18 protein-coding genes and 1 pseudogene are annotated in these 20,729 nt (G+C 68.7%); 14 read left to right on the top strand and 5 right to left on the bottom strand.

The window, feature by feature from the left end; all coding sequences use genetic code 11:
- The first annotated feature begins 9 nt into the window (after positions 1–9).
- From IY716_RS05525 to IY716_RS05505, 5 genes are all read left to right on the top strand, one after another.
- A complete protein-coding gene (locus IY716_RS05525) occupies positions 10–915 on the top strand; it encodes a site-specific DNA-methyltransferase (RefSeq protein ID WP_369699600.1) in 906 nt (301 codons plus the stop codon).
- Positions 912–1,751, top strand: coding sequence for an ABC transporter ATP-binding protein (locus IY716_RS05520; RefSeq protein ID WP_218220562.1), 840 nt, complete (start codon positions 912–914; stop codon positions 1,749–1,751). The genes IY716_RS05525 and IY716_RS05520 overlap by 4 nt, the downstream gene beginning before the upstream one ends.
- Positions 1,748–2,434, top strand: coding sequence for an ABC transporter permease (locus IY716_RS05515; RefSeq protein WP_218220561.1), 687 nt, complete (start codon positions 1,748–1,750; stop codon positions 2,432–2,434). Before IY716_RS05520 ends, IY716_RS05515 begins: the two co-directional genes overlap by 4 nt.
- Positions 2,431–3,168 (top strand): ABC transporter permease, encoded by a 738-nt coding sequence (locus tag IY716_RS05510; protein ID WP_218220560.1) that lies wholly within the window; start codon positions 2,431–2,433, stop codon positions 3,166–3,168. Before IY716_RS05515 ends, IY716_RS05510 begins: the two co-directional genes overlap by 4 nt.
- Positions 3,169–3,318: 150 nt before the next feature.
- Entirely contained in the window at positions 3,319–4,227 is a 909-nt protein-coding gene (locus IY716_RS05505; RefSeq protein ID WP_218220559.1) for an ABC transporter substrate-binding protein, read from the top strand.
- Between the two features lie 179 nt (positions 4,228–4,406).
- Here the strand turns inward: IY716_RS05505 and IY716_RS05500 are convergent, their stop codons facing one another.
- The gene (locus IY716_RS05500; RefSeq protein WP_218220558.1) at positions 4,407–5,870 is read right to left on the bottom strand and encodes a glutamyl-tRNA reductase; all 1,464 of its coding nucleotides are present in this window, start codon (positions 5,868–5,870) and stop codon (positions 4,407–4,409) included.
- A 59-nt stretch (positions 5,871–5,929) separates the two neighbouring features.
- Between IY716_RS05500 and hemE the strand changes: the two genes are divergently transcribed.
- The 5 genes from hemE (at position 5,930) to hemC (ending at position 11,929) form a co-directional block, all read left to right on the top strand.
- Entirely contained in the window at positions 5,930–7,150 is a 1,221-nt protein-coding gene (hemE, locus tag IY716_RS05495) for a uroporphyrinogen decarboxylase (protein WP_218220557.1), read from the top strand.
- A 23-nt stretch (positions 7,151–7,173) separates the two neighbouring features.
- Entirely contained in the window at positions 7,174–8,742 is a 1,569-nt protein-coding gene (locus tag IY716_RS05490; RefSeq protein WP_218220556.1) for an FAD-dependent oxidoreductase, read from the top strand.
- A 143-nt stretch (positions 8,743–8,885) separates the two neighbouring features.
- On the top strand, positions 8,886–9,614 hold the full coding sequence (hemQ, locus tag IY716_RS05485; protein ID WP_218220555.1) for a hydrogen peroxide-dependent heme synthase: 729 nt from the start codon (positions 8,886–8,888) through the stop codon (positions 9,612–9,614).
- A complete protein-coding gene (locus IY716_RS05480; RefSeq protein WP_369699599.1) occupies positions 9,611–10,909 on the top strand; it encodes a ferrochelatase in 1,299 nt (432 codons plus the stop codon). Before hemQ ends, IY716_RS05480 begins: the two co-directional genes overlap by 4 nt.
- Positions 10,910–11,929, top strand: a complete 1,020-nt coding sequence (gene hemC, locus IY716_RS05475) for a hydroxymethylbilane synthase (RefSeq protein ID WP_218220554.1) — start codon at positions 10,910–10,912, stop codon at positions 11,927–11,929.
- Between the two features lie 9 nt (positions 11,930–11,938).
- Here the strand turns inward: hemC and IY716_RS05470 are convergent, their stop codons facing one another.
- Complete coding sequence (locus IY716_RS05470; RefSeq protein WP_218220553.1) at positions 11,939–12,424, bottom strand: hypothetical protein; 486 nt, start codon at positions 12,422–12,424, stop codon at positions 11,939–11,941.
- A 40-nt stretch (positions 12,425–12,464) separates the two neighbouring features.
- Between IY716_RS05470 and IY716_RS05465 the strand changes: the two genes are divergently transcribed.
- The 3 genes and pseudogenes from IY716_RS05465 (at position 12,465) to hemL (ending at position 15,865) form a co-directional block, all read left to right on the top strand.
- Entirely contained in the window at positions 12,465–13,277 is an 813-nt protein-coding gene (locus tag IY716_RS05465) for a uroporphyrinogen-III synthase (protein ID WP_218220552.1), read from the top strand.
- A gap of 87 nt (positions 13,278–13,364) precedes the next feature.
- Positions 13,365–14,339, top strand: a pseudogene (gene hemB, locus IY716_RS05460) (porphobilinogen synthase); the annotation flags it as partial.
- A 215-nt stretch (positions 14,340–14,554) separates the two neighbouring features.
- Positions 14,555–15,865, top strand: coding sequence for a glutamate-1-semialdehyde 2,1-aminomutase (gene hemL, locus IY716_RS05455; protein ID WP_218220550.1), 1,311 nt, complete (start codon positions 14,555–14,557; stop codon positions 15,863–15,865).
- A gap of 9 nt (positions 15,866–15,874) precedes the next feature.
- Here hemL and IY716_RS05450 read toward each other — a convergent pair whose 3' ends face one another.
- Both IY716_RS05450 and betC read right to left on the bottom strand, forming a co-directional pair.
- Positions 15,875–16,936, bottom strand: a complete 1,062-nt coding sequence (locus IY716_RS05450) for a zinc-dependent alcohol dehydrogenase family protein (RefSeq protein ID WP_218220549.1) — start codon at positions 16,934–16,936, stop codon at positions 15,875–15,877.
- A 202-nt stretch (positions 16,937–17,138) separates the two neighbouring features.
- The gene (gene betC, locus IY716_RS05445) at positions 17,139–18,764 is read right to left on the bottom strand and encodes a choline-sulfatase (RefSeq protein WP_218220548.1); all 1,626 of its coding nucleotides are present in this window, start codon (positions 18,762–18,764) and stop codon (positions 17,139–17,141) included.
- 153 nt (positions 18,765–18,917) lie between these two features.
- Between betC and IY716_RS05440 the strand changes: the two genes are divergently transcribed.
- Positions 18,918–19,943: a formylglycine-generating enzyme family protein gene (locus tag IY716_RS05440; protein ID WP_218220547.1), complete on the top strand. Its 1,026-nt coding sequence runs from the start codon at positions 18,918–18,920 to the stop codon at positions 19,941–19,943.
- Here IY716_RS05440 and IY716_RS05435 read toward each other — a convergent pair.
- On the bottom strand, positions 19,921–20,703 hold the full coding sequence (locus IY716_RS05435) for a 3'-5' exonuclease (RefSeq protein WP_218220546.1): 783 nt from the start codon (positions 20,701–20,703) through the stop codon (positions 19,921–19,923). The genes IY716_RS05440 and IY716_RS05435 overlap by 23 nt on opposite strands.
- Positions 20,704–20,729 lie beyond the last annotated feature (26 nt).

The raw sequence follows: 20,729 nt of genomic DNA, 5'->3' as shown, positions 1-20,729 counted from the left end.
GGCCCACGGGTGACTTCCGGGGACACCGCTGCGGCGAGCAGCCGCGGCTTCGATCCAGCCGGGCCCTCCCAGGTGATCGAGGGCGAGAACCTCGATCACCTTCCGGGTCTTCCGGACAGCTCCTTCACCATGGTCTACCTGGACCCGCCCTTCAACACCGGGCGGGCCCAGCGGGCCACTGAGACCACCAACACCCGTCGCCCGCACGGCGAAGGCAATCGGGTGGGGTTCGCCGGGCGCAGCTATGACACCGTGCGCCGTGCGCTGGCCGAATACGACGACTCCTTCACCGATTACTGGGAGTTCCTCGAGCCGCGGCTGCTGCATGCCTGGCGCCTGCTGACCGAGGACGGCACCCTCTACCTGCATCTGGACTACCGCGAGGTTCACTACGCCAAGGTGCTCTGCGACGCGATCTTCGGGCGCGAATCGTTCCTCAACGAGATCATCTGGGCCTATGACTATGGCGGGCGCACGAAGAAGCGCTGGCCGACCAAGCACGACACCATCCTGGTCTACGTGAAGAACCCCGCGCGCTACTTCTTCAACGCCGAGGCGGTCGACCGGGAGCCCTATATGGCGCCGGGACTGGTCACTGCGGAGAAGGCCGCCCTGGGCAAGCTGCCCACCGACGTCTGGTGGCACACCATCGTCTCGCCGACCGGCCGGGAGAAGACCGGATACCCCACGCAGAAGCCCGTGGGTCTGGTGCGGCGCATGGTGCAGGCCTCCTCCCGCCCCGGTGATTGGGTGCTGGACTGCTTCGCCGGTTCGGGCACCCTGGGCGCCGTCGCCGTGGAGACCGACCGCAGATTCGTCCTGATCGACTCCTCTGCGCAGGCTCTCGATGTGATGGAGTCACGTCTGAGAGAGCACGCGCAATTCCGCCGGCACCACCTGATGGAGGCTTCATGATCGAATTTCGCCAGGTCGGCAAGACCTACCCGGACGGCACCACCGCGGTGGAGGAGTTCAGCCTCACGGTGCCCTCGCGCAGCACCGCAGTGCTGCTGGGATCCTCCGGCTGCGGAAAGACCACGCTGCTGCGCATGGTCAACCGCATGGTGGAGCCCAGCACGGGCAGCGTGCTGATCGACGAGGAGGACATCTCCGGCGTCGAGCCCGTCGCGCTGCGACGGCGCATCGGCTACGTCATGCAGCACTCGGGACTGCTGCCGCACCGCCGGGTCATCGACAACATCGCCACCGTGCCCCGGCTCAACGGCGCCTCCCGCGCCGATGCTCGCAAGCGCGGCTATGAGCTGATGGAGATCGTCGGCCTGGACGCCAAGCTAGGCCTGCGCTATCCCGGCCAGCTCTCCGGAGGCCAGCAGCAGCGAGTGGGCGTGGCGCGCGGACTCGCTGCGGATCCGAACATCCTGCTCATGGACGAGCCCTTCGGCGCAGTGGATCCCTTGGTGCGGGTCGAGCTGCAGCGCGAACTGGCCCGCGTGCAGGAGGAGCTGAAGAAGACCATCATCTTCGTCACCCACGACATCGACGAAGCCCTCACGCTCGGTGACCAGATCGTCGTGCTCAAGACCGGCGGAGCGGTGGCCGCCTCCGGAACCCCCGCCGAGCTGCTGTCGAACCGGCAGGACGAGTTCGTCTCCCGCTTCCTCGGACTGGACTCCGGGGCCCGGTCCCTCTCGGCGGAAAAGACCGACGACGGCGAGCTGCTCATCTCCGACGCACAGGGACGGCCGCTGGGCGTGGTCCCGGCGCAGACGGATCGCGCAGACCGCCCATGAGTTGGATCCTGGAGAACCTCGACACCATCGGTGAACTCACGCTGGTTCATCTGGCGCTCAGCCTGCCCGCCGTGGTCATCGCGTTCCTGGTCTCCATACCACTGGCCTGGATCGCCAATCGCATCCGCGTCCTGCGTGAACCCCTGCTGACCGGCACGGGGCTCCTTTACGCCGTGCCTTCGCTGCCGCTGTTCATCCTGCTGCCCGCTCTGGTGGGCACCTCGGTCAGAGATCCGCTGAATGTCGTGATCGCACTGTCGATCTTCGGCCTCGCGCTGATGGTCCGCTCCGCGGCCGAGGCGCTGGACGCCGTCACCGACGACGTGCAGACCTCCGCCACCGCGATCGGGTTCTCCCGAGTGGGTCGCTTCTTCGCCGTGGAGCTGTCGCTGGCCGGCCCGGCGCTGCTCGCCGGTGTGCGGGTGGTCTGCGTCAGCTCGATCAGCCTGGTCTCGGTCAGCGCCGTGCTCGGCGTCAACTCGCTCGGCTCACTGTTCACCGATGGATTCGCCCGCGACATCATCGGTTCGATCCTCGCCGGCATCGTGATGACCGTGGTGCTTGCATTGATCTGTGACCTGCTGCTCGTGCTCGCGGGCCGGCTGCTGATGCCGTGGAACAAGAACGCGGCGACTGTTCGTCCTCGGCTCAGGAAGCGACGCACCCAGGAGGCGGCGGCATGAACAACATCGTCGAGGCGGTGCGCTGGCTGCTCACCGCCGACGCCTGGTCCGGAACCGGGGGACTCTGGGTGCGGTCCATGGAGCACCTCGGCTACACGCTGATCGCGCTCGGGATCTCGGCGGCGATCGCGCTGCCGCTGGGACTGCTCATCGGACACACCGGCAAGGGCAGGGGAGCCGCCGTCGTCGCCACCGGTGCCGCCCGCGCCCTGCCCACCCTGGGACTGCTGACCCTGGTGGCGCTGTTCACCGGGATCGGACTGACAGCACCCATGGTGGCGCTGGTGATCCTGGCGGCACCCTCCGTGCTCGCCGGTGCCTATGCCGGGGTGGAATCGGTGAACCCGGCGACGGTGGACGCCGCCCGTGCGCAGGGGATGAGCGGCTGGCAGGTCCTCACCCGGGTCGAGATTCCGCTCGGGCTGCCGTTGATCCTCAGTGGACTGCGCCTCGCGGCGCTGCAGATCATCGCCACGGCCACGCTGGCCGCATACGTGGGTGCCGGGGGACTGGGACGGCCGCTGTTCCTGGGGCTGCGCACCTACGACTACCCGCTCATGCTCGGCACCTCGATCGTCGTGATCCTGCTCGCGATCCTCGTCGACGCCGTCTTCGGCACCGGTCAGCGCCTCCTTCGCAGGATCCCGGGGCTCGCCGGACCGCAGCGCGCTCCGCGGGGACAGCGACGCGACTCCCGTCGCGCCACCGCAGCCGCCCCCGCCGCCGGACGCTGACGTCCTGCGCCTCGGGACGCTGACGATTCGCGCCGTCACAACCCGACACTGAAGCCGAGTCCACCACCGGGTGCGCCAAGAGTTTCCTATGATGGGCTTCCGGACCAGTTGCCCCTGACGTGGGAGCTGCACAACGAAAGAGGATCAGACATGCGGACCACAGGACTCTGGGTCACAGGAACCATCGCCGCGCTGGCACTGACCGGCTGCGGAGGAGACAGCGATCCCCTCGCCGAGGACTCCGAGGGCGAGGCGGCTCAGGGTGAGGCCCTGGTCATCGGCTCTCAGCAGTATTACTCCAACACGATCATCGCCGAGCTCTACGCCCAGGTGCTTGAATCCGAGGACATCGAGGTGGACCGCCAGTTCGACATCGGTCAGCGCGAGGTCTACGTCTCGGAGCTCGAATCCGGCGCCATCGACATCTTCCCCGAGTACGCCGGAAACTTCCTGCAGTACTACGAGGAGTCCTCCGAGGCTGCCAACCTGGAGGAGATCACCACTCAGCTCGAAGAGGTCCTTCCGGACGGGCTGCGCGTGCTCGAGCCCGCCGAGGCCACCGATCAGGACAGCTTTGTGGTCACCGCAGAGTTCGCCGAGGAGAACGACCTCACAGAAATCGGTGACCTCGCCGGCCTGGAGGATCTCCAGATCGCCGCGAACGCCGAGTTCGAGGCCCGCCCCTACGGACCCGAAGGCCTGCAGGACGTCTACGGCGTGGAGATCACGCTGGTGCCGGTCGAGGCCGGCGGCGGTGCACTGACCGTGGATGCGCTGCGCGACGGCGACGTCGAGGTCGCAGACATCTACAGCGCCGATCCGGAGCTCGCCTCCGATGATCTGGTAGTGCTGGAGGATCCCGAGGAGCTGGTGCTCCCGCAGAACGTCATCCCGGTGGTCTCGGATCGCGTGGATGAGGAGGCTGCCGCGCTGATCAACGAGGTCAACGCCGCGCTGACACCTGAGGAACTCATCGCGCTGAATGGCCAGAGCGTGGACGAGCAGGCCGACCCGGCCGACGTCGCGTCGGAATGGCTCACCGAGCAGGGTCTCAACTGAGCTGAGCCCTCATGAAAGGCGGCCCGCCCGGAGATCTCTCCGGGCGGGCCGCCTTTTTGCATGAGATCCCGCCCCGAGCGCACCCCCCGAGCGTAAAAATCGTAGACCTGTAGCGAATCGTAGAGCTATAGCACTACGACGACGACGAAGCTCTACGATTTTTTCGAGGGAGCGGGCGCTCAGCTGGCGCGGCGGATGTGCAGATCGCGCACGGCGTCGATCCGTTCGATCTCGAACTCGCCGGGCCGGTGGTGCTGGCAGAAGCCGCCGTCGGGGACGTTCGTGAGGTAGCTGGCCATCTGGGTGAGCTCCGCTGCGGAGAAGTCCTCGGCGCGGCGGCGCTTCGCGGGGGTGGCCCGGGCGGGCTCATCGCGCAGGGGCACTTCGATGCCGTGCAGGTCCTGCAGAGCCTGCACGAAGTCCTCGGTGCGTCCCTCGGCCGCCATCTCCCGGGCGCGCACGGTCGGGGTGTGCAGCATCTTGCGCACGATCCGGCGGACGGCGAACTCCACCTCTTCGGCGGCGCCGGTGCAGCCGTGCTGCTTGCGGACCTTGTCCATCTCCTCGTCCAGGAGCGACTGGGTGTGCCGACGCAGCGCCACGATGGCGTCATCGGCGGTGCGTTCACGACGCTCCGTGAGGTACTGGTCCACGGCCGAGCGTACGACGTCGCGCGCCTCCTCCACAGAGTCCTCGGTCTCCCCGGGGGCCGCCATCTTCACCGACTCCAGGGTGATCAGCTCCACGCCGTCCAGGTCGGCCACATCGGGGTCGAAGTCATGGGAGAGCGCCAGGTCGATGATCGTCAGCGGCTTCTCCCGCGGTGCATCTGCGGCGAGCCCGGCGAGGTTGCGCACCTCTTTGGCGGTGATGCGCCGGTTCCCGCCCGAGCAGCCGATGATCACATCGGCCTCGCGGAAGGCGCCGGGCAGCTCCTGCATCTGCAGCGCACGGGCATCGCCGGCGCGCTCTGCGACGAATTCCTCGGCACGGCCGGACCCGGAGAAGACGCCGATGTCGGTGACGCCGCGCTCCACGAGCTGGGCCAGCGACGTCCCGGAGTAGGCCCCGGTGCCGATCAGCACCACGGAGGCACCCGGGTAGAAGGTGGTTCCGTCTCCGCGCATGTCTCCGGCGATGTCCAGGGCGACCGAGACGATGGACCGGCCCCGTGAACCCAGCGCGGTGCGCGTCCCGACATCCTTGGCGGTGCGCGACGCGGTTTCGAAGAGCTTGGTGAGGTTTCCGGAGATGGTGCCGGCATGCTGCGCGTCCGCCAGGGACTTGCGGACCTGCCCGGCGATCTCACGCTCGCCGATGACGGCGGAGTCCAGACCCGCGCCCACTTCGAAGAGGTGGGAGACGGCGTCGTCCTCCACCAGCGTGCGGAAGGACCGGCCGACCACTTCACGGTCCAGGCCGGAGGACTGGGCGACGGCGTCGAGCAGCTCCTCGCGGGTGGACTGGACCGCGTCATGAGAGCTGCCGGTGGACTCGGCGTAGATCTCCATGCGATTGCAGGTCGCCAAGGTCACGGCAGGCATATGAACAGAACCGGCCAGATTGGCCGCTCCTGAGCTGAGTGTTCCCACGGTCTCGAGATCGAGCTCGGCGTGGGTGGCGACTAGAGAAATGAGTACCACGACGTCATTGATTCTACAGCGGGTCGAAGTGTGTCGTGGAAAAGGGGAGAATATGGCGTATGACTTCTGGATCCTTCGCGGGCATGGCCGCGTCCTCCCCGGCCACCGGCACCGTCACCGCCATCCCGCTGGCGGCCGCGCATTCTCAGGCATCCGCCCCGGAGCTGCCGGCAGAGCACCCGCTGGTGAGTGGTCTGACCGCCGATTCGGCGCTGATCACGCAGTATCGCGGAGGGCGTAACACTGCGGGAGAGATCACACGCCCGCACCGCCGTCCCGTGTGGTTCATGCGCCAGGCCGGGCGGTCGCTGCCCGAGTACCGGGCGCTGCGTGAGGGCACCACCATGCTCGACAGCTGCCTGGATCCCAAGCTTGCCTCCGAGATCACCCTGCAGCCGGTGCGCCGCCATGATGTGGACGCGGCCATCTTCTTCTCCGACATCGTCATCCCGCTGCGCCTGGCCGGGATCGATGTGGAGATCGAGCCGGGTGTGGGCCCGGTGCTGGGCAGCCCGGTGCGGACCCGCGCAGATGTGGATGCACTGCCTACACTCGACGACGCCGCCTTCGCCCCGATCACGGAGGCCATCGGGCGCATCGTGGCCGAGCTCGGCTCCACCCCGCTGATCGGCTTCGCCGGAGCCCCGTTCACCCTGGCCGCCTACATGGTCGAGGGCAAACCCTCCCGGGACCACCTCGGGCCCCGCGCCATGATGCATGCCGACCCCGAGACCTGGAACGCGCTGGCAGCCTGGGCCGCTGAAGTCTCCGGCCGCTTCATGCGCGCCCAGCTGATGGCCGGTGCCTCTGCGGCCCAGCTCTTCGACTCCTGGGCCGGCTCGCTGAGCCGCGAGGATTACGCCCGCCACGTCCAGGCCCATTCGGCGGTGGCGCTGGCCCACGTGAAGGGCCTCGGCGGGACCACCCCACAGGGCCACCGCGTCACGGCGCCGCTGATCCACTTCGGCACCGGCACCGGGGAGATCCTGGACCTGATGAAGGAGGCCGGGGCCGACGTCGTCGGTGTCGACTACCGGCTGAACCTGGCTGAGGCCACCCGCCGGGTCGGCGCCGAGACCCCGCTGCAGGGAAACATCGACCCCGCGCTGCTGCGTGCTGACTGGCCGGTGCTGGAGGCCCACGTCCGCGAGGTGATCGAGGCCGGATCCGGAGCCGCCGGACACGTGCTCAACCTCGGCCACGGCGTCCCCCCGGAGACCGACCCCGATGTGCTCACCCGGGTGGTCAGCCTGATCCATGAGATCGGCTACGAGGACTGAGTTCTGCCTGCATGGATGACCCCGTGGATGACCCCCTGAACGCGCGCACCAGCGCACCGCGCGTCGCCGTGGTCGGCGGAGGCATCGCCGGCCTCATCGCCGCCTGGGATCTGGCTCGCTCCGGCTGCTCGGTGGAAATCTTTGAGGCCGGAGATCGGCTGGGCGGCGCCATCGGCGCGCACACGTTGTCCGGAGTCGCTTACGACGCCGGCGCTGAAGCCTTTGCTACGCGGTCACCTGTGGTGCCGCGGCTGCTGGAAGAGCTGGGACTGCAAGATCTGGTCGTGGCCCCGCAGCATGCCATCGCCTGGCTGCAGCTGCCCGACGTGGCGGCCCCGCTTCCCGCCACCGGGATCCTGGGGATCCCAGCCGACCCGCTGGCTCCGGATGTGGTGGCGATCCTCGGGGAGGAGGCCGCCGCCAGGGCCGCAGAAGACCTCAACGCCCCGATCGAGGGGTGGGCCGAGGAGCACGCCTCCCGCGGCGGACGCATCACGCTGGGCGAGGTGGTCCGCGACCGCATGGGCCAGGACGTGCTCGACCGGCTCGTCACACCCATCGTCTCCGGGGTCCATTCGGCCGAGCCGGATGACCTGGACATGAGCAACACCGCCCCGGGTCTGTTCGAGGCGATGCTGCGCGAGGGATCCCTGGCCCGTGCGGTGGCGCAGGTGAAGTCCAAGGCCCCGGCGGGCTCTGCGGTGAACTCCCTGCATGGTGGGCTCAATCGGCTGGTCGCCGCGCTGGAGGAGGAGCTGCTTCGCCTCGGGGCGGTCATCCGGCTGAACTCCCCGGTGCACGATCTCGCCACACTCGATGCTCCCGGGGCCGACCGGCCCGACCGGCCCGACCGGCATGACCACATCGTCCTCGCCCTCGACGCCCCGGCGGCGGTGGAGCTCGCTGCAGGAATGGTCGACCTGAGCGGTCTGGACCTGACGGGTCTGGGCGCGGGTAGCCGGAACCCAAGAGGCTCACAGCACGAGGTCCAGCCTGAATCGCAGACCCCTGGCCCCGGCGTCGCCCTGGTCTCCATGGTCCTGGACGCACCGGAACTTGATTCTCATCCACGCGGCACCGGCGTGCTCGTGTCTCCGCATGTCACGGAGATCGGCGCCAAGGCGATGACGCACATCAGCTCCAAATGGGAGTGGGCGGACGCCGCGGTGACCCAGGCGCATGGACCCGGACACCACGTGGTGCGGCTCTCCTACGGAAGAGTCGGGCAGAGCAGCCAGCGCAGCCTCGGCGCCGATTCCAGCGACGAGGAGCTCCTACAGGCGGCAGCCCTGGACGTGGGCGCGCTCTTCGGAGTGGCGATCGAGCCCGCGCAGATCCTTGAGGCCAGCGTCACCCGCTGGAGAAAGGCCCTGCCGCAGACCTCAGCCGGTCACGCGGACCGGATCGCCGCCCTGCGTGCCCGGTTGGCGGAGCAGCCCGCCGCGTCCGCCGCCGACCAGGCCGAGCGAACCCCGGGCACCCGCTCTCCGAGGCTCCACATGACCGGCGCCTGGTTCGCCGGCACCGGCCTGGCCCGAGTGGTGCCCGACGCCCGCGCCGTCGCCGCGTCGATACTGGGTGCATCAGGCTGAGCGGGCTCCGCCGTAGCCGCGTCGACCCTGCGCCCGACCAGCTGAGCCGTCGAGCACCTTTCGACGTCATGTAGAAAACCGTCGGGGACCGGGCGATAAGCTGGATGCGGGACCTGCCACCTTGGGTTCCGGACTGAAGATCAATGCTGATGGAGGCATCTGTGAGCTACGGCAGCAACGCCCAACGAACGCCGGAAGAGGTCAACTCCTCGGGCAAGGACTGGTTCACGCTCTACACCGTCTTTGCGCGCACCGGCCCCGCGCCGCAGGGAGCTGACACGGAGGTCGAGTTCGACGAGCTCGAAGCGGTGTTCGCCGAGCAGGAGGTCACGTTCCGGGGGACCTACGACGTCTCCGCGATGCGCGCCGACGCCGACGTGCTGACCTGGGTCACGGGACCAAATGCCGAGGACTTGCAGGCCGCGGTTCGCCGCATCCGCCGCACGGCGATGTTCTCCCGCACCCACATAGCATTCTCCGCCATGGGCGTGCATCGCACCGCTGAGTTCTCCCGCAGCCACGTCCCGGCCTACGCCCTCGGGGTTCCGCCGGAGGACTGGCTGGTGATCTACCCCTTCAACCGCTCCTACGACTGGTACCTGCTCGATCCCGCCAAGCGCGGGAAGATGCTCCGCGAGCACGGCATGCTGGGACAGGAGTTCCCCTCCGTGCTGGCCAACACCACCTCGGCCTTCGCATTGAACGACTGGGAGTGGCTGCTCGCCCTGGAAGCGCCCAGGCTGACAGACCTGGTGGACATGATGCGCAAGCTCCGCGAGTCGGAGACCCGCTATCACGTCCGCGATGAGATTCCCTTCTACACCGGACGCCGTCTGAAGACCGCCTCCGAGATCGCTGAGGTCCTGCTGTGACGACTACCCCGAACTCCGAATCCGCGCACCACCCCACTGAGACTGAGGATCACCCGACCCAGACCGAGGCCGAGTCCGCAGTGGCGGAATCCTCCCGGACGACTCCCACCCCGGGTACGGAGCAGAAGACCGAGGCGGCAGAGGCCCCGGCCCCGCTGCCCGTGGACTATGCCGAAGGCTCCACGACCGACGAACCCGGCAACTACGACGCCATCCTGCTGGCCTCCTTCGGCGGTCCGGAGGGACAGGATGACGTCCTGCCGTTCCTGCGCAATGTCACGCGCGGCCGAGGGATTCCGGATGAGCGTCTGGAGGAGGTCGCCACCCACTATCGGGCCAACGGCGGCGTGAGCCCCATCAATCAGCAGAACCGCGACCTCAAGGGCGCGCTCGAGGCCGAGATCGCCCGGCGCCAGCTCAACGTGCCGATCTACTGGGGCAACCGCAACTGGACGCCCTTCTTCACCGAGACGTTCAAGGCCATGCACGAGGCCGGGCACCGCCGGATCCTGGCACTGGTCACCTCCGCCTACAACGGCTACTCCTCCTGCGGGCAGTACCGCGAGGACTTCTCGCTGACCCTGGATGAGACCGGTCTGCGCGAGGAGCTCAGCGTGGTCAAGGTCCGCCAGTTCTTCATGGACAAGGCCTTCATCGACCCGTTCAAGGACGCCCTGGCCACCGGCATCGCCGATGTCCGCGCCCAGCTGGATCAGGCCGGCAAGCCCGAGGCCAAGCCCAAGATCGTCTTCGTCACTCACTCGATCCCGAGCCGCAACGCCGAGGCCATGGGACCGGACCGCGTCGTGGAGGAGTACGGGACCGACGTCTACTCGGCCGAGCACCTCGCCGTGGCCCGTCACCTGATGGACGTGGTGCCGGAGGCCGAAGGTCTCGAGCACTCGCTGACCTTCCAGTCGCGCTCCGGCAGCCCCAAGACTCCCTGGTTGGAACCTGACATCAACGACGCCCTCGAGGAGTACGCAGAGGCCGGCGTCGAAGGTGTCGTCGTGATGCCCATCGGCTTCGTCTCTGATCACATGGAGGTGCTCTGGGACCTCGACACCGAGGCCAAGGACACCGCCGCGGAGCTGGGCATGGCGTATCACCGCGCCGCGACGCCCGGTATCCAGGAGAAGTTCGTCTCCGGGCTCGTGGACGTGCTCAGCGAGTACCTCCAGGGCGTCAACGGCGAGCCGGTCGGATTCGGCGAGCAGGTCGTGCCGGGCAACTGGTCCGGCATCTGCGGACCCTGCCACTGCACGCGCTTCCGCAAAGACGTCGTCAGGAGCTAGATGGGGACCTTCACAGTCGGCACCCGCGGCAGCAAGCTGGCACTGACCCAGACGACGACGGCGGCCGAGGCGCTCGCCGGTCACGCGGAGCAGGGGTACGAGCTCATCACCGTCAAGACCGAGGGGGACATCCTCACCGGTCCGCTGGCGCAGATGGGGGGCACGGGGGTCTTCGCCTCCGCGCTGCGCCAGGCGCTGTTCGACAAGAGGTGTGACGTCGCGGTGCATTCGCTCAAGGACCTCCCGGCCAAGGACCTCGAGGGACTCACCATCGCCTCGGTCCCGGTCCGCTCGGAGGTGCGCGACGCGCTGTGCTCCGCCGATGACCTCACGCTGGATGAGCTTCCGCAGGGCGCGAAGGTGGGCACCGGATCACCGCGTCGAGCAGCCCAGCTGCGCGCGGCCCGGCCTGATCTTCAGATCGAGGACATCCGTGGCAATGTCGGCACCCGGCTCGCCAGGGTCCGCGGGCACGAGGCCGCGGCAGAAGCTTCGCCGCAGGCGCCCAATGCGGCGCGGGGGGACCTGGACGCCGTCGTGCTGGCTGGAGCCGGGCTCAAGCGGCTGGGGCTGGAGCACCATATCGCCCAGCTGCTGCCGCCCGAGGTCATGCTGCCCGCACCCGGTCAGGGCGCGCTCGCGGTGGAGGTCCGCGCCGAGGACGCGGTGCCCGTGGCGCCGCTGGGCTTCGCGCTGGCGCTCTATGACGACATCCCTGCCCGGCTGGAGACCTCCGCCGAGCGCGGGATGCTCGCCCGGCTCAACGCCGGATGCTCGGCGCCGATCGGCGGGCTGGCGCGCTACGACGACAACCCGGACGGCGGGGCCACACTGCGCCTGGACTCGGTCATCTGCGCCCCGGACGGGACCCAGGTCCAGCGTGCCGGAGCTGAGATCGCGATCGAGGCCGGCGCTGAGCGTGCAGTGTCCGTGGAGCGCGCCATCCAGCTGGGCACCGCCGTCGCGGAGCAGCTGCTCGCTGAGGACTTCGGGCTGCTCAAGCACGTGATCGATTCCTAGACCGGACCCTCAGACGGGTACGGGCCTCGCCCGCGGGGTCAGCAGCGCGTACACCAGCAGCGCGACGGCGAAGCTCGCCACCCAGGCCAGCAGTGAGTACTCCACCGCCGCGGCACCGGGCACCTCACCGGAGGGCACGTCAATGCTGAGGATGACCCCCAGCACAGCAGCGGTGAACGCGAAGCCTGCGGCCTCAGCGACCACCACGATCGACTTCTCGTAGAGGTGCCACTCACCGCGGCGCAGCGTGTTCCGCGCCGTCACCGCCCCGATCACGAACCCCAGCAGGGCCAGCCCGAAGCAGACCGACACCATGACCGTCAGGCTGCCGAAGCCGGTGCCGTCGGGACCCATATGCACTGCGATCTGGTCCGGCATCGAGCCTGCTTGGAGCACGTAGGTCAGGGCGGCGAGCCCCACCGCCAGCAGGGGAGCGACAATGAGTGCTCCGACGTACCGGCGGACGCCCATCTCTGGATAGCCCACTGTGTTCATGCAGACATTCTGCACTGCCTGTACTCGGTAGGCTGGGAGCATGCGCATCGCCCTGACTCGAGACCCCGCCCAGACGGGTCCGCTCGAAGCAGGATTGCGCGCGGCGGGGCTCCAGGTGGAGTTCCTGCCGCTGACCGAACAGCGCCTTCCCACAGACACCTCTGAACTGCGGTCGGCGCTGGCCGCTCTGGGACGCGGGGAGTTTCCCTGGCTGATGCTCACCAGCGGCAATACCGTGCGCGCGCTGCGCAAGGTGGGCTGGGACGGGACCCTTCCTGAGCAGGTGCGGGCCGGCGTCGTCGGACCTGGCACGGCTCGGGTCCTCGCGGACCTCAGCAGCATCACCGATCCATGGATGCCTGAGGCGGAGAAGAGCGCCGCCGGCATCATCGACGGGATGCCAGCAACCTCGCAGGACTCCGGCTCCACGCTGCTGCTGCCCCAGTCGGGGCAGGCCCGCAGCACGCTGCGGGAGGGCCTGGAGGCCCTGGGCTGGGAGGTGGCCTCTGTCACCGCCTACGAGACCGAGAGTCTCGTCGTGGACCGCAGGATCACCGCCGGAGACTCGACGCGGCGGCTGCTGCCCCCGCCGAATCCCGGCGAGCTGCTCGACCTCGATCAGCTGGCCGCGGACCTGCGCCGGCATCGGCTGTCCCATGTGGACGCCGTGGTGCTGCTCGTGACGAGCTCCTCGTCCGCGGATGCGCTTGCTGACCTCGGAGTCCCCGAACGCGTGCGCGTGCTGGCCATCGGAAGACCCACCGCCAGGACGCTGATCCGCCGGGGGATTCCCGCCGATGGTGTTCTCCGAGAGCCGAGCGCGGCCGCTGTCCTCGCTGCCCTGGGTCGCTGAGAACTAGACTGATCAGCGGCGAGACCGCTCGGGCAGATCTGCCCGGAGAGCACCGTCCGCCATCCGCCTGACGAGCAGGAGACCCAAGTGAGCTTTCCCGAACAGCGCCCCCGCCGGATGCGTCGCAGCCGCGCCATGCGCCGACTCGCGGCCGAGACCCGGCTGCATCCTGCGGATCTGATCCTGCCGGTCTTCGTCCGCGAAGGACTCACCGAACCCTCTCCGATCAGCTCCATGCCAGGTGTGGTGCAGCACAGCGAAGCCTCCCTGCTCGCCGCCGCCGAGGAGGCCCGGGATCTGGGCCTCGGCGGGATCATGCTCTTCGGCATCCCTGCCACCCGCGATCCCCAGGGCAGCGCGGGTCTGGACCCCGAGGGCATCCTCAACCGTTCCATCCGCGCCGTGAAGGACCGGGTCGGCGATGACCTGGTCGTCATGAGCGATCTGTGCCTGGATGAGTTCACCGATCATGGGCACTGCGGGGTCATCGACGAGGACGGCGAGGTGGACAACGACGCCACCCTGGAGCTCTATGCCGAGATGGGCGTGGTCCAGGCAGCCTCTGGCGCCGACGTCGTCGCACCGTCCGGCATGATGGACGGCCAGGTCGCGGTGATCCGTCAGGCCCTCGACGAGGCCGGACACCAGCACGTGCCGATCCTGGCCTATGCCGCGAAATACGCCTCCGGGTTCTATGGGCCCTTCCGAGAGGCGGTGGACTCCCAGCTCAGCGGCGACCGCAAGCAGTACCAGATGGACGCCCCCAACCGGACCGAGGCGCTGCGCGAGGTCGAGCTGGACCTCGCCGAGGGCGCGGACATGGTGATGGTCAAGCCTGCCAGCGCCTACCTGGACATCCTCTCCGACGCCGTGAGCATCAGCGACGTCCCGGTCTCGGCCTACCAGGTCTCCGGGGAGTACGCGATGATCGAGGCCGCAGCTGCCAACGGTTGGATCAACCGCCGCACCGTGGTCACCGAATCGCTGATCGCGATCCGCCGCGCCGGTGCCACAAATGTGCTGACCTACTATGCGGCCGAGGTGGCCAGGTGGCTGCGCGAGGAGATGTCGGGGAGCGGGGAATCCAGCGCGCGCGGCACTCCCGCGAGTGCACCACGTGCCACGAGCGCCCAGCGGGCCCAGAGCTCCCAGGGCTCCCCGGCGCAGGACCCGATCCAGCCACGCACCACCGTGGCCGATGCTCCCACCGAGCCCCACGACCCCTCCCGCACCGACGCCGGCTTCCCGCCGGTCAGCTGAAAGGACCCTGCGTCCCGATGACGACGAACCAGAAACTCTTCGACACCGCCCGCGAGCTCATGCCCGGGGGAGTCAACTCCCCGGTCCGCGCCTTCGGCTCGGTGGGCGGCACCCCGAGCTTCATGGTCTCCGCCGACGGCCCCTACCTGAGAGACGCCGAGGGCACCGAGTACGTGGACCTCGTGGGATCCTGGGGCCCGGCCCTGCTGGGACATAAGCACCCCGCGGTGATCGCCGCGGTCCACGCTGCCGTGGACCAGGGCCTGGGCTTCGGCACCTCCCACCCCTCCGAGGCGCGGCTCGCCGAGCTTGTCCGCGCCCGGGTCCCCGGGGCGGAAATGATCCGCATGGTCTCCACCGGCACCGAGGCGACCATGACGGCGGTCCGGCTGGCCCGCGGGGTCACCGGGCGCAACATCGTGGTGAAGTTCGCCGGCTGCTACCACGGGCACTCCGACGGTCTGCTGGCCGCCGCCGGCTCCGGTGTGGCCACCCTGGGGCTTCCGGGCTCCGCCGGGGTGACCGAGGCGCAGGCCTCAGAGACCATCGTGGTGGAGTACAACGACCGCCCCACCCTGGAGGCGGTGTTCGCCGAGCATGGCGAACGGATCGCCGCGGTCATCACCGAGGCCACCCCCGCGAACATGGGCGTGGTCGCGCCTGCGGAGGGGTTCAACGCGTTCATCCGGGAGATCACCCAGCGCCACGGCGCACTGATGATCTTCGACGAGGTGATGACCGGATTCCGCATCACCGAGGCCGGCTACTGGGGCGCCTCCGGACGCCTCGAAGGCTGGGAGCCGGACCTGTTCACCTTCGGCAAGGTCATCGGCGGCGGACTTCCCACCGCCGCGCTGGCCGGACGCCGCGAGATCATGGAGCACCTGGCGCCCACCGGGCCCGTCTATCACGCAGGCACCCTCTCCGGTAATCCGGTGGCGATGGCAGCAGGTGTCGCCACCCTGGAACACGCCACCGCTGGGGTCTACGCGCATGTGGATGAGAAGGCCCAGCTGGTGGCCGAGGCGCTGACCGCCGCCCTGGACGACGCTGGTGTGGATCACACCGTGCAGAAGGTCGGCTCGCTGTTCTCGGTGGCCTTCGGCACCTCTGCCACGGGTGTGCACAACTACGCGCAGGCGCAGGCCCAGGAGGCCTTCCGCTACGGACCGTTCTTCCACGCGATGCTCGACGCGGGGGTCTACCTGCCGCCGAGCGTCTTCGAGGCCTGGTTCCTCTCCTCCGCGCACGACGACGCCGCGATCGGTCGAATCCTGGATGCTCTGCCGGCCGCCGCGAAGGCTGCCGCGCAGGCCCAGCCTCACTGAGCGTTCGGCTCAGGAGCGGAGGCGTTCCGGGGCTGCCCTCTTGGGGTCGATCATCGTCATCCCCGAGGTCGCTGACCGCTGCATCTCCGGCAGCAGGAGAACCGCCTCCTCGAGCCCGACCACGCGTTCGATCAGGTCCTGCGGGCGCAGAGCGCCGCTGGCGATGAGACCCAGCATGCCCGGGTAGTCGACTGCGGCCATGCCATGGCTGCCCAGGATGTCGAGCTCCCAGGCGATCGCTCGGGCCATCGGCACCTGAGAGAGACCCGATTCCGTGGGGAGCAGCCCGATCTGCGCGTGCCTCCCGCGGGGGCGCAGGCTCATGATGGCTGCCGCGCAGGTCTGCTCGCTTCCCACCGCATCGATGGAGACCTGGCTGCCCTCGCCGGTGATCGCCCGGACCTCGTCCGGGACGTCGCGGCCATCGGCGAGGACCACATGGTCTGCGCCGAGCCGCTGGGCGGACTCAAGTGCCCGGGTATTGCGATCCACCGCGATCACTTGGGCGCCGAGCGCCTTCGCGATCATCACCGCACTCAGCCCCACACCACCGGCGCCCACCACCGTGACCCACTCCGCAGGCTGCACCTTGGCGCGTGCAGTGAGCGCCCGGTAGGCGGTGGCGAAACGGCAGCCCAGCGCCGCAGCCGCCTCGAAGGAGACATCATCGGGGATCGCCACGAGATTGGTGTCCGCGGCGTGGAGTGCGACGTGTTCGGCAAACGATCCCCAGTGGGTGAACCCCGGCTGCTGCTGGTTCGGGCAGACCTGGGCGTTGCCGGAGCGGCACCAGTCGCAAGCCCCGCAGCCGCAGACGAACGGCACTGTCACGCGGTCTCCCACGGACCAGTTCTGCACGTCGGGGCCGATGGCTGAGATGACGCCGGCGAGCTCATGGCCGGGCACATGAGGGAGGGTGAGCTCTTCATGGCCGGCCCAGGCATGCCAGTCGCTGCCGCAGAGCCCGGTCGCGCGGACTTCCACCACGACCCCGGCCGCGGGCGGAACGGGATCCGGCACGTCACGGACCTCGAGAGGCGCGTTGGTGCGGGTCATGATCATTGCGCGCATGGGGATTCACTGTACCGAACGCGGGTTCGCCTCAGCTGCCGCGAGTCCTGACGTCCCAGATCCCGGACGTGCCCTCATCCCTGCGGCACGAACGGGCGGAATGATCCGATTTTCTGCGGTCATTCCGCCCGTTATCGCCCCAGGGATGGGGCTGGCTGCTCACGGGCTAGTCCCTCAGGGAGCGTTCCCTAGGAGCGTCCGCTCAGCGGGCGCCGTCGCGGATCGTGCCGTACTCCAGGGCGCTCCAGAAATCACCGCGCACGTAGCGCTGTTCGGGCTCCGGGTTGTGGTCGAAGGCGCGCTTGCGCCCCTGCGCCAGCGCCTCGGCCACCAGGCGCCGCTGATCCTGGCTGGCCAGAATGCCGGACTCCAGGGCGGTGAGGTCATAGCGGGCATCGAGCTCGCCGTGCAGCTGCGCCACCCGGCCTGCATGCTTCTCCTCGCGAGCCACATTGCGCAGCTCATCAGGGTCCTCGGCCAGGTCGAACAGCTGCTCCGGATCGCCCGGGCACAGCACGTACTTGTACTGTCCGCGCACGATCGTCAGCTGCGGGCGGTAGGTCCCCTCGGCGAGGTATTCGATGATCACCGGGCGGTCCTCTGTGCTGATCTCCCCGGCCTGCTCGCGCCGCGCGATCTCCAGCATGGAGTCACCGGCCGAGTCTGGCTTCCTCGCGCCTGCCAGATCCACCAGGGTGGGCATCAGGTCCAGCAATGAGACGGGGGTCTGATACCGGCCCGTCGGCACAAGATGCTCAGGCCCGTAGGCGATCATCGGCACTCGGGAAGAGCGCTCGTAGGGGGACATCTTGTACCAGAGGCCCTTCTCGCCGAGCATGTCGCCGTGGTCGGCGGTCACCAGGATCACGGTGTTCTCGAGGAGCCCCAGAGTCTCGAGGCGCTCGCGGATCCGGCCCACGTGGTCATCGATGTAGCTCACGGCCGCGTAGTAGGCGCGGCGTGCGTTGCGGACCTGCTCGAGGTCCGGGTAGCGCTGATCGAAGCCGCTCATCGCGCGCAGCCGATGGCTGTGTGGATCCTCGGCGATGTCGGGGACCTCGGGATGGGCCGGGTCGGGGATCTCCCCGTCCGCGAACCGATCCCAATGCTCCTGCGGCGGCTCGTAGGGGTCATGCGGGTGGATGAAGCTGCTCACCATGAGGAACGGCTGCGGCTTCTCCCCGGCGGCGGCTGCCGCCTGGTTCGCGCGCACGCGATCGTTGAGGTGGCGCAGGGTGCGGAAGCCCACCTCGTCGTCGAAGTCCTGCTGCACGGAGGCCTTGGAGACCCCGGCGGTGAAGACGGCGTCGGCGTCGTGGTACCACTGCAGCTTCTGATCCAGCGGCAACGTCCAGTCGGGGACCATGTCCAGGTCGGCGGGGTAGACGTCCGTGGTCAGGCGCTCCTCGAAGCCGTGGTGCTGATCGGCACCGACGAAGTGCATCCGGCCTACGAGCGTGGTGTGGTATCCGGCCAGGCGCAACCTGTGTGCGAAGGTCGGGACCGAGGAAGGGAAGTCGTCGCCGTTGTCGAAACATCCCAGCTCCGAAGGCATGACGCCGGTCATCATCGATGCGCGCGAGGGTGCGCAGAGCGGCGTATTGCAGTAGGCGCGGTCGAACACGGCTCCTTCCTCAGCAAGCGCATCGATGTTCGGGGTCTTTGCGGCGTCGTCGCCGTAGGCACCGAGCGCCTGGGCTGCCATCTGATCAGCCTGGATGACCACGATGTTCGGAGGTGAGACGCTAGGTGGAGGTGAAACGGTGGACGAGTGCTCCGGCGGAGACACGGTTCCGGTGTGGTGTGAGCTGTGCTGAGATTCAGACATAGTGTGTCCCTCCTTCGTGGTGAGCACTGGATTGGGCGTTCGCGTACGCAAGTGCAAGAGGCACGCCCGGCCAGGCTACAGGTCGTCTTCAGCACCCGCCCAGCAACCCCGGCTCAGCGCTGGAGACAGCCGGACATCAGGAGGTCAGCAAGGATGAACAGGTCAGAAATGGGAGCCGTGGCGGAGAGCTGCTGCGGTCCGAGCCGCGCCACACCTTCCAAGCAACGCAGCCAGCCGACGACGACGCCGGCCAGTTCCGCCTCAGACTCGGCAACGAAGGCCGCAGTGGTCGCTGAGCTGGCGGCCAGCGCAACGGAGGAGCTGCAGCTGATCGGACTGGGCGCGGCGAAGTTCCAGATGGGCAGCGAGGACGCACTGGCCTACCCCGCGGATGGTGAGGGACCTGTGCGCACGGTCCGCGTGGCGTCCTTCGCGATCAGCGCCACGGCTGTCACGGTGGCCGAGTTCGCCCGATTTGTGCAGGCTACGGGACACGTCACCGACGCCGAGAAGTACGGGGACTCCCTGGTCTTCCAGGGGCTGCTCCCGCCACGGCTGCGCGATCGGATGCCCGCACCGGTGGCTTCCACGCCCTGGTGGCGGCAGGTTCCCGGTGCCTGCTGGTTCGCACCCGAGGGGTCAGGTTCCACTGCAAGGGGCCGCGAGGATCACCCGGTGACCCAGGTGTCCCAGCGCGACGCGCAGGCCTACGCCGACTGGGTGGGGGCGCGGCTCCCGACCGAAGAGGAATGGGAGTACGCCTCCCGCGGTGGACTCGACCAGCAGCCCTACCCCTGGGGAGACGTCCGGGACCCTGAGGGGCAGCGCCGGATGAACATCTTTCCGGGTGAGTTCCCTGAGGGGGTCCCTGGAGAGGTGGGGACGAAACCGGTGACATCTTTCAAGCCCAACGGATTCGGGCTCTACAACACCACCGGCAACGTCTGGGAATGGACGGCGTCGACGTTCAGCTCCGGGTCCTACGCCAGTCCGGCAGCCAGCGGAACCACGGACTCAACGGGTGCGGCCGCCGACCCGGTGATGCGCGGGGGTTCCTATATGTGCCACAGCTCGTATTGCAGGCGCTACCGCACCTCGGCGCGGACCTCAGCCTCTGCGGACAGCTCGCTGGGCCATACTGGATTCCGCCTGGCGTTCACACCGGCCAGTCCGGGCTGACCTCGGCGTCGGGACGAGTGCGGCGCAGGTACTCCTGAAGGTCGGCTGACTGATCGACCTTCCACTCCGCCTGCAGCCGGTGCAGCTCCGTGGCCGGGATCTGCAGCTGGGGGAACCGCTCCGCCTGACAACCGGCCACCTCCACGGCGGCCCAGGCATCCGGTGCCGCCGAGTGGGCGCCGTCGAGCTCCACCTCATAGTGGGTGCACATGTGGCTCAGCGTGCGTTTTCCGCGCCGGTACTTGTCCACCTGTTTGTCGATCACCAGCGGGTCGATGATCCCCACCGGTTCCGGGAACTCCACGCCGTGCCGCTCCGCCTCAAACTTCAGCACGGTGAAGTCATAGGGCGCGTTCATCACCACCACGGCGTTGCCCTCCGCGAACTCCTGCGCCAGAGCCGTGGTGATCTGCGCGACCGCCTCGGCCGCCGGCTGACCGTTGGCCTGGGCATATTCGGTGGAGATCCCATGGATGGCGGTGGTCTCGGCCGGAATCTCGACTCCCGGATCCACAAGCCATTCCCGGGTGCGCACGATCCGCTCCGGCGGACCCGGGGTGGGAGCCGCAACGAGCGCCGGCGTGGCCTCCGCCAGGGGATCGCGTTCCACCTCAGCGTCGAAGATCACCAGCGCCGCGGAGACGATCCGGGCGACGCGCGGGTCCCGGGAAGTGGTCTCCAGGTCGAAGCCGACGCGACGCCGGGTGTGCCAGGAGTCGGTGCTGGGAGTGATCTCGAAGAGAGCGGGAGTCTCGGCCATGACACTACGGTAGCGCGCGGGTGGGA

It is taken from the genome of Nesterenkonia sp. Act20, assembly GCF_019173455.1.
Classification (GTDB): Bacteria; Actinomycetota; Actinomycetes; order Actinomycetales; family Micrococcaceae; genus Nesterenkonia.
The sequence above is the reverse complement of the archived record's forward strand: the minus strand, read 5'-3'. Positions and strand labels throughout refer to the sequence as shown.

What these genes read in the sequence shown, in the direction of transcription:
- IY716_RS05470 (WP_218220553.1), bottom strand. Translation starts at nt 12,424, where the DNA reads ATGAACACAGTGGGCTATCCAGAGATGGGCGTCCGCCGGTACGTCGGA.
- IY716_RS05435 (WP_218220546.1), bottom strand. Translation starts at nt 20,703, where the DNA reads ATGGCCGAGACTCCCGCTCTCTTCGAGATCACTCCCAGCACCGACTCC.
- betC (WP_218220548.1), bottom strand. Translation starts at nt 18,764, where the DNA reads ATGTCTGAATCTCAGCACAGCTCACACCACACCGGAACCGTGTCTCCG.
- IY716_RS05520 (WP_218220562.1), top strand. Translation starts at nt 912, where the DNA reads ATGATCGAATTTCGCCAGGTCGGCAAGACCTACCCGGACGGCACCACC.
- IY716_RS05465 (WP_218220552.1), top strand. Translation starts at nt 12,465, where the DNA reads ATGCGCATCGCCCTGACTCGAGACCCCGCCCAGACGGGTCCGCTCGAA.
- IY716_RS05440 (WP_218220547.1), top strand. Translation starts at nt 18,918, where the DNA reads ATGAACAGGTCAGAAATGGGAGCCGTGGCGGAGAGCTGCTGCGGTCCG.
- hemL (WP_218220550.1), top strand. Translation starts at nt 14,555, where the DNA reads ATGACGACGAACCAGAAACTCTTCGACACCGCCCGCGAGCTCATGCCC.
- IY716_RS05450 (WP_218220549.1), bottom strand. Translation starts at nt 16,936, where the DNA reads ATGCGCGCAATGATCATGACCCGCACCAACGCGCCTCTCGAGGTCCGT.
- IY716_RS05515 (WP_218220561.1), top strand. Translation starts at nt 1,748, where the DNA reads ATGAGTTGGATCCTGGAGAACCTCGACACCATCGGTGAACTCACGCTG.
- hemE (WP_218220557.1), top strand. Translation starts at nt 5,930, where the DNA reads ATGACTTCTGGATCCTTCGCGGGCATGGCCGCGTCCTCCCCGGCCACC.
- IY716_RS05505 (WP_218220559.1), top strand. Translation starts at nt 3,319, where the DNA reads ATGCGGACCACAGGACTCTGGGTCACAGGAACCATCGCCGCGCTGGCA.
- IY716_RS05510 (WP_218220560.1), top strand. Translation starts at nt 2,431, where the DNA reads ATGAACAACATCGTCGAGGCGGTGCGCTGGCTGCTCACCGCCGACGCC.
- hemC (WP_218220554.1), top strand. Translation starts at nt 10,910, where the DNA reads ATGGGGACCTTCACAGTCGGCACCCGCGGCAGCAAGCTGGCACTGACC.
- hemQ (WP_218220555.1), top strand. Translation starts at nt 8,886, where the DNA reads ATGCTGATGGAGGCATCTGTGAGCTACGGCAGCAACGCCCAACGAACG.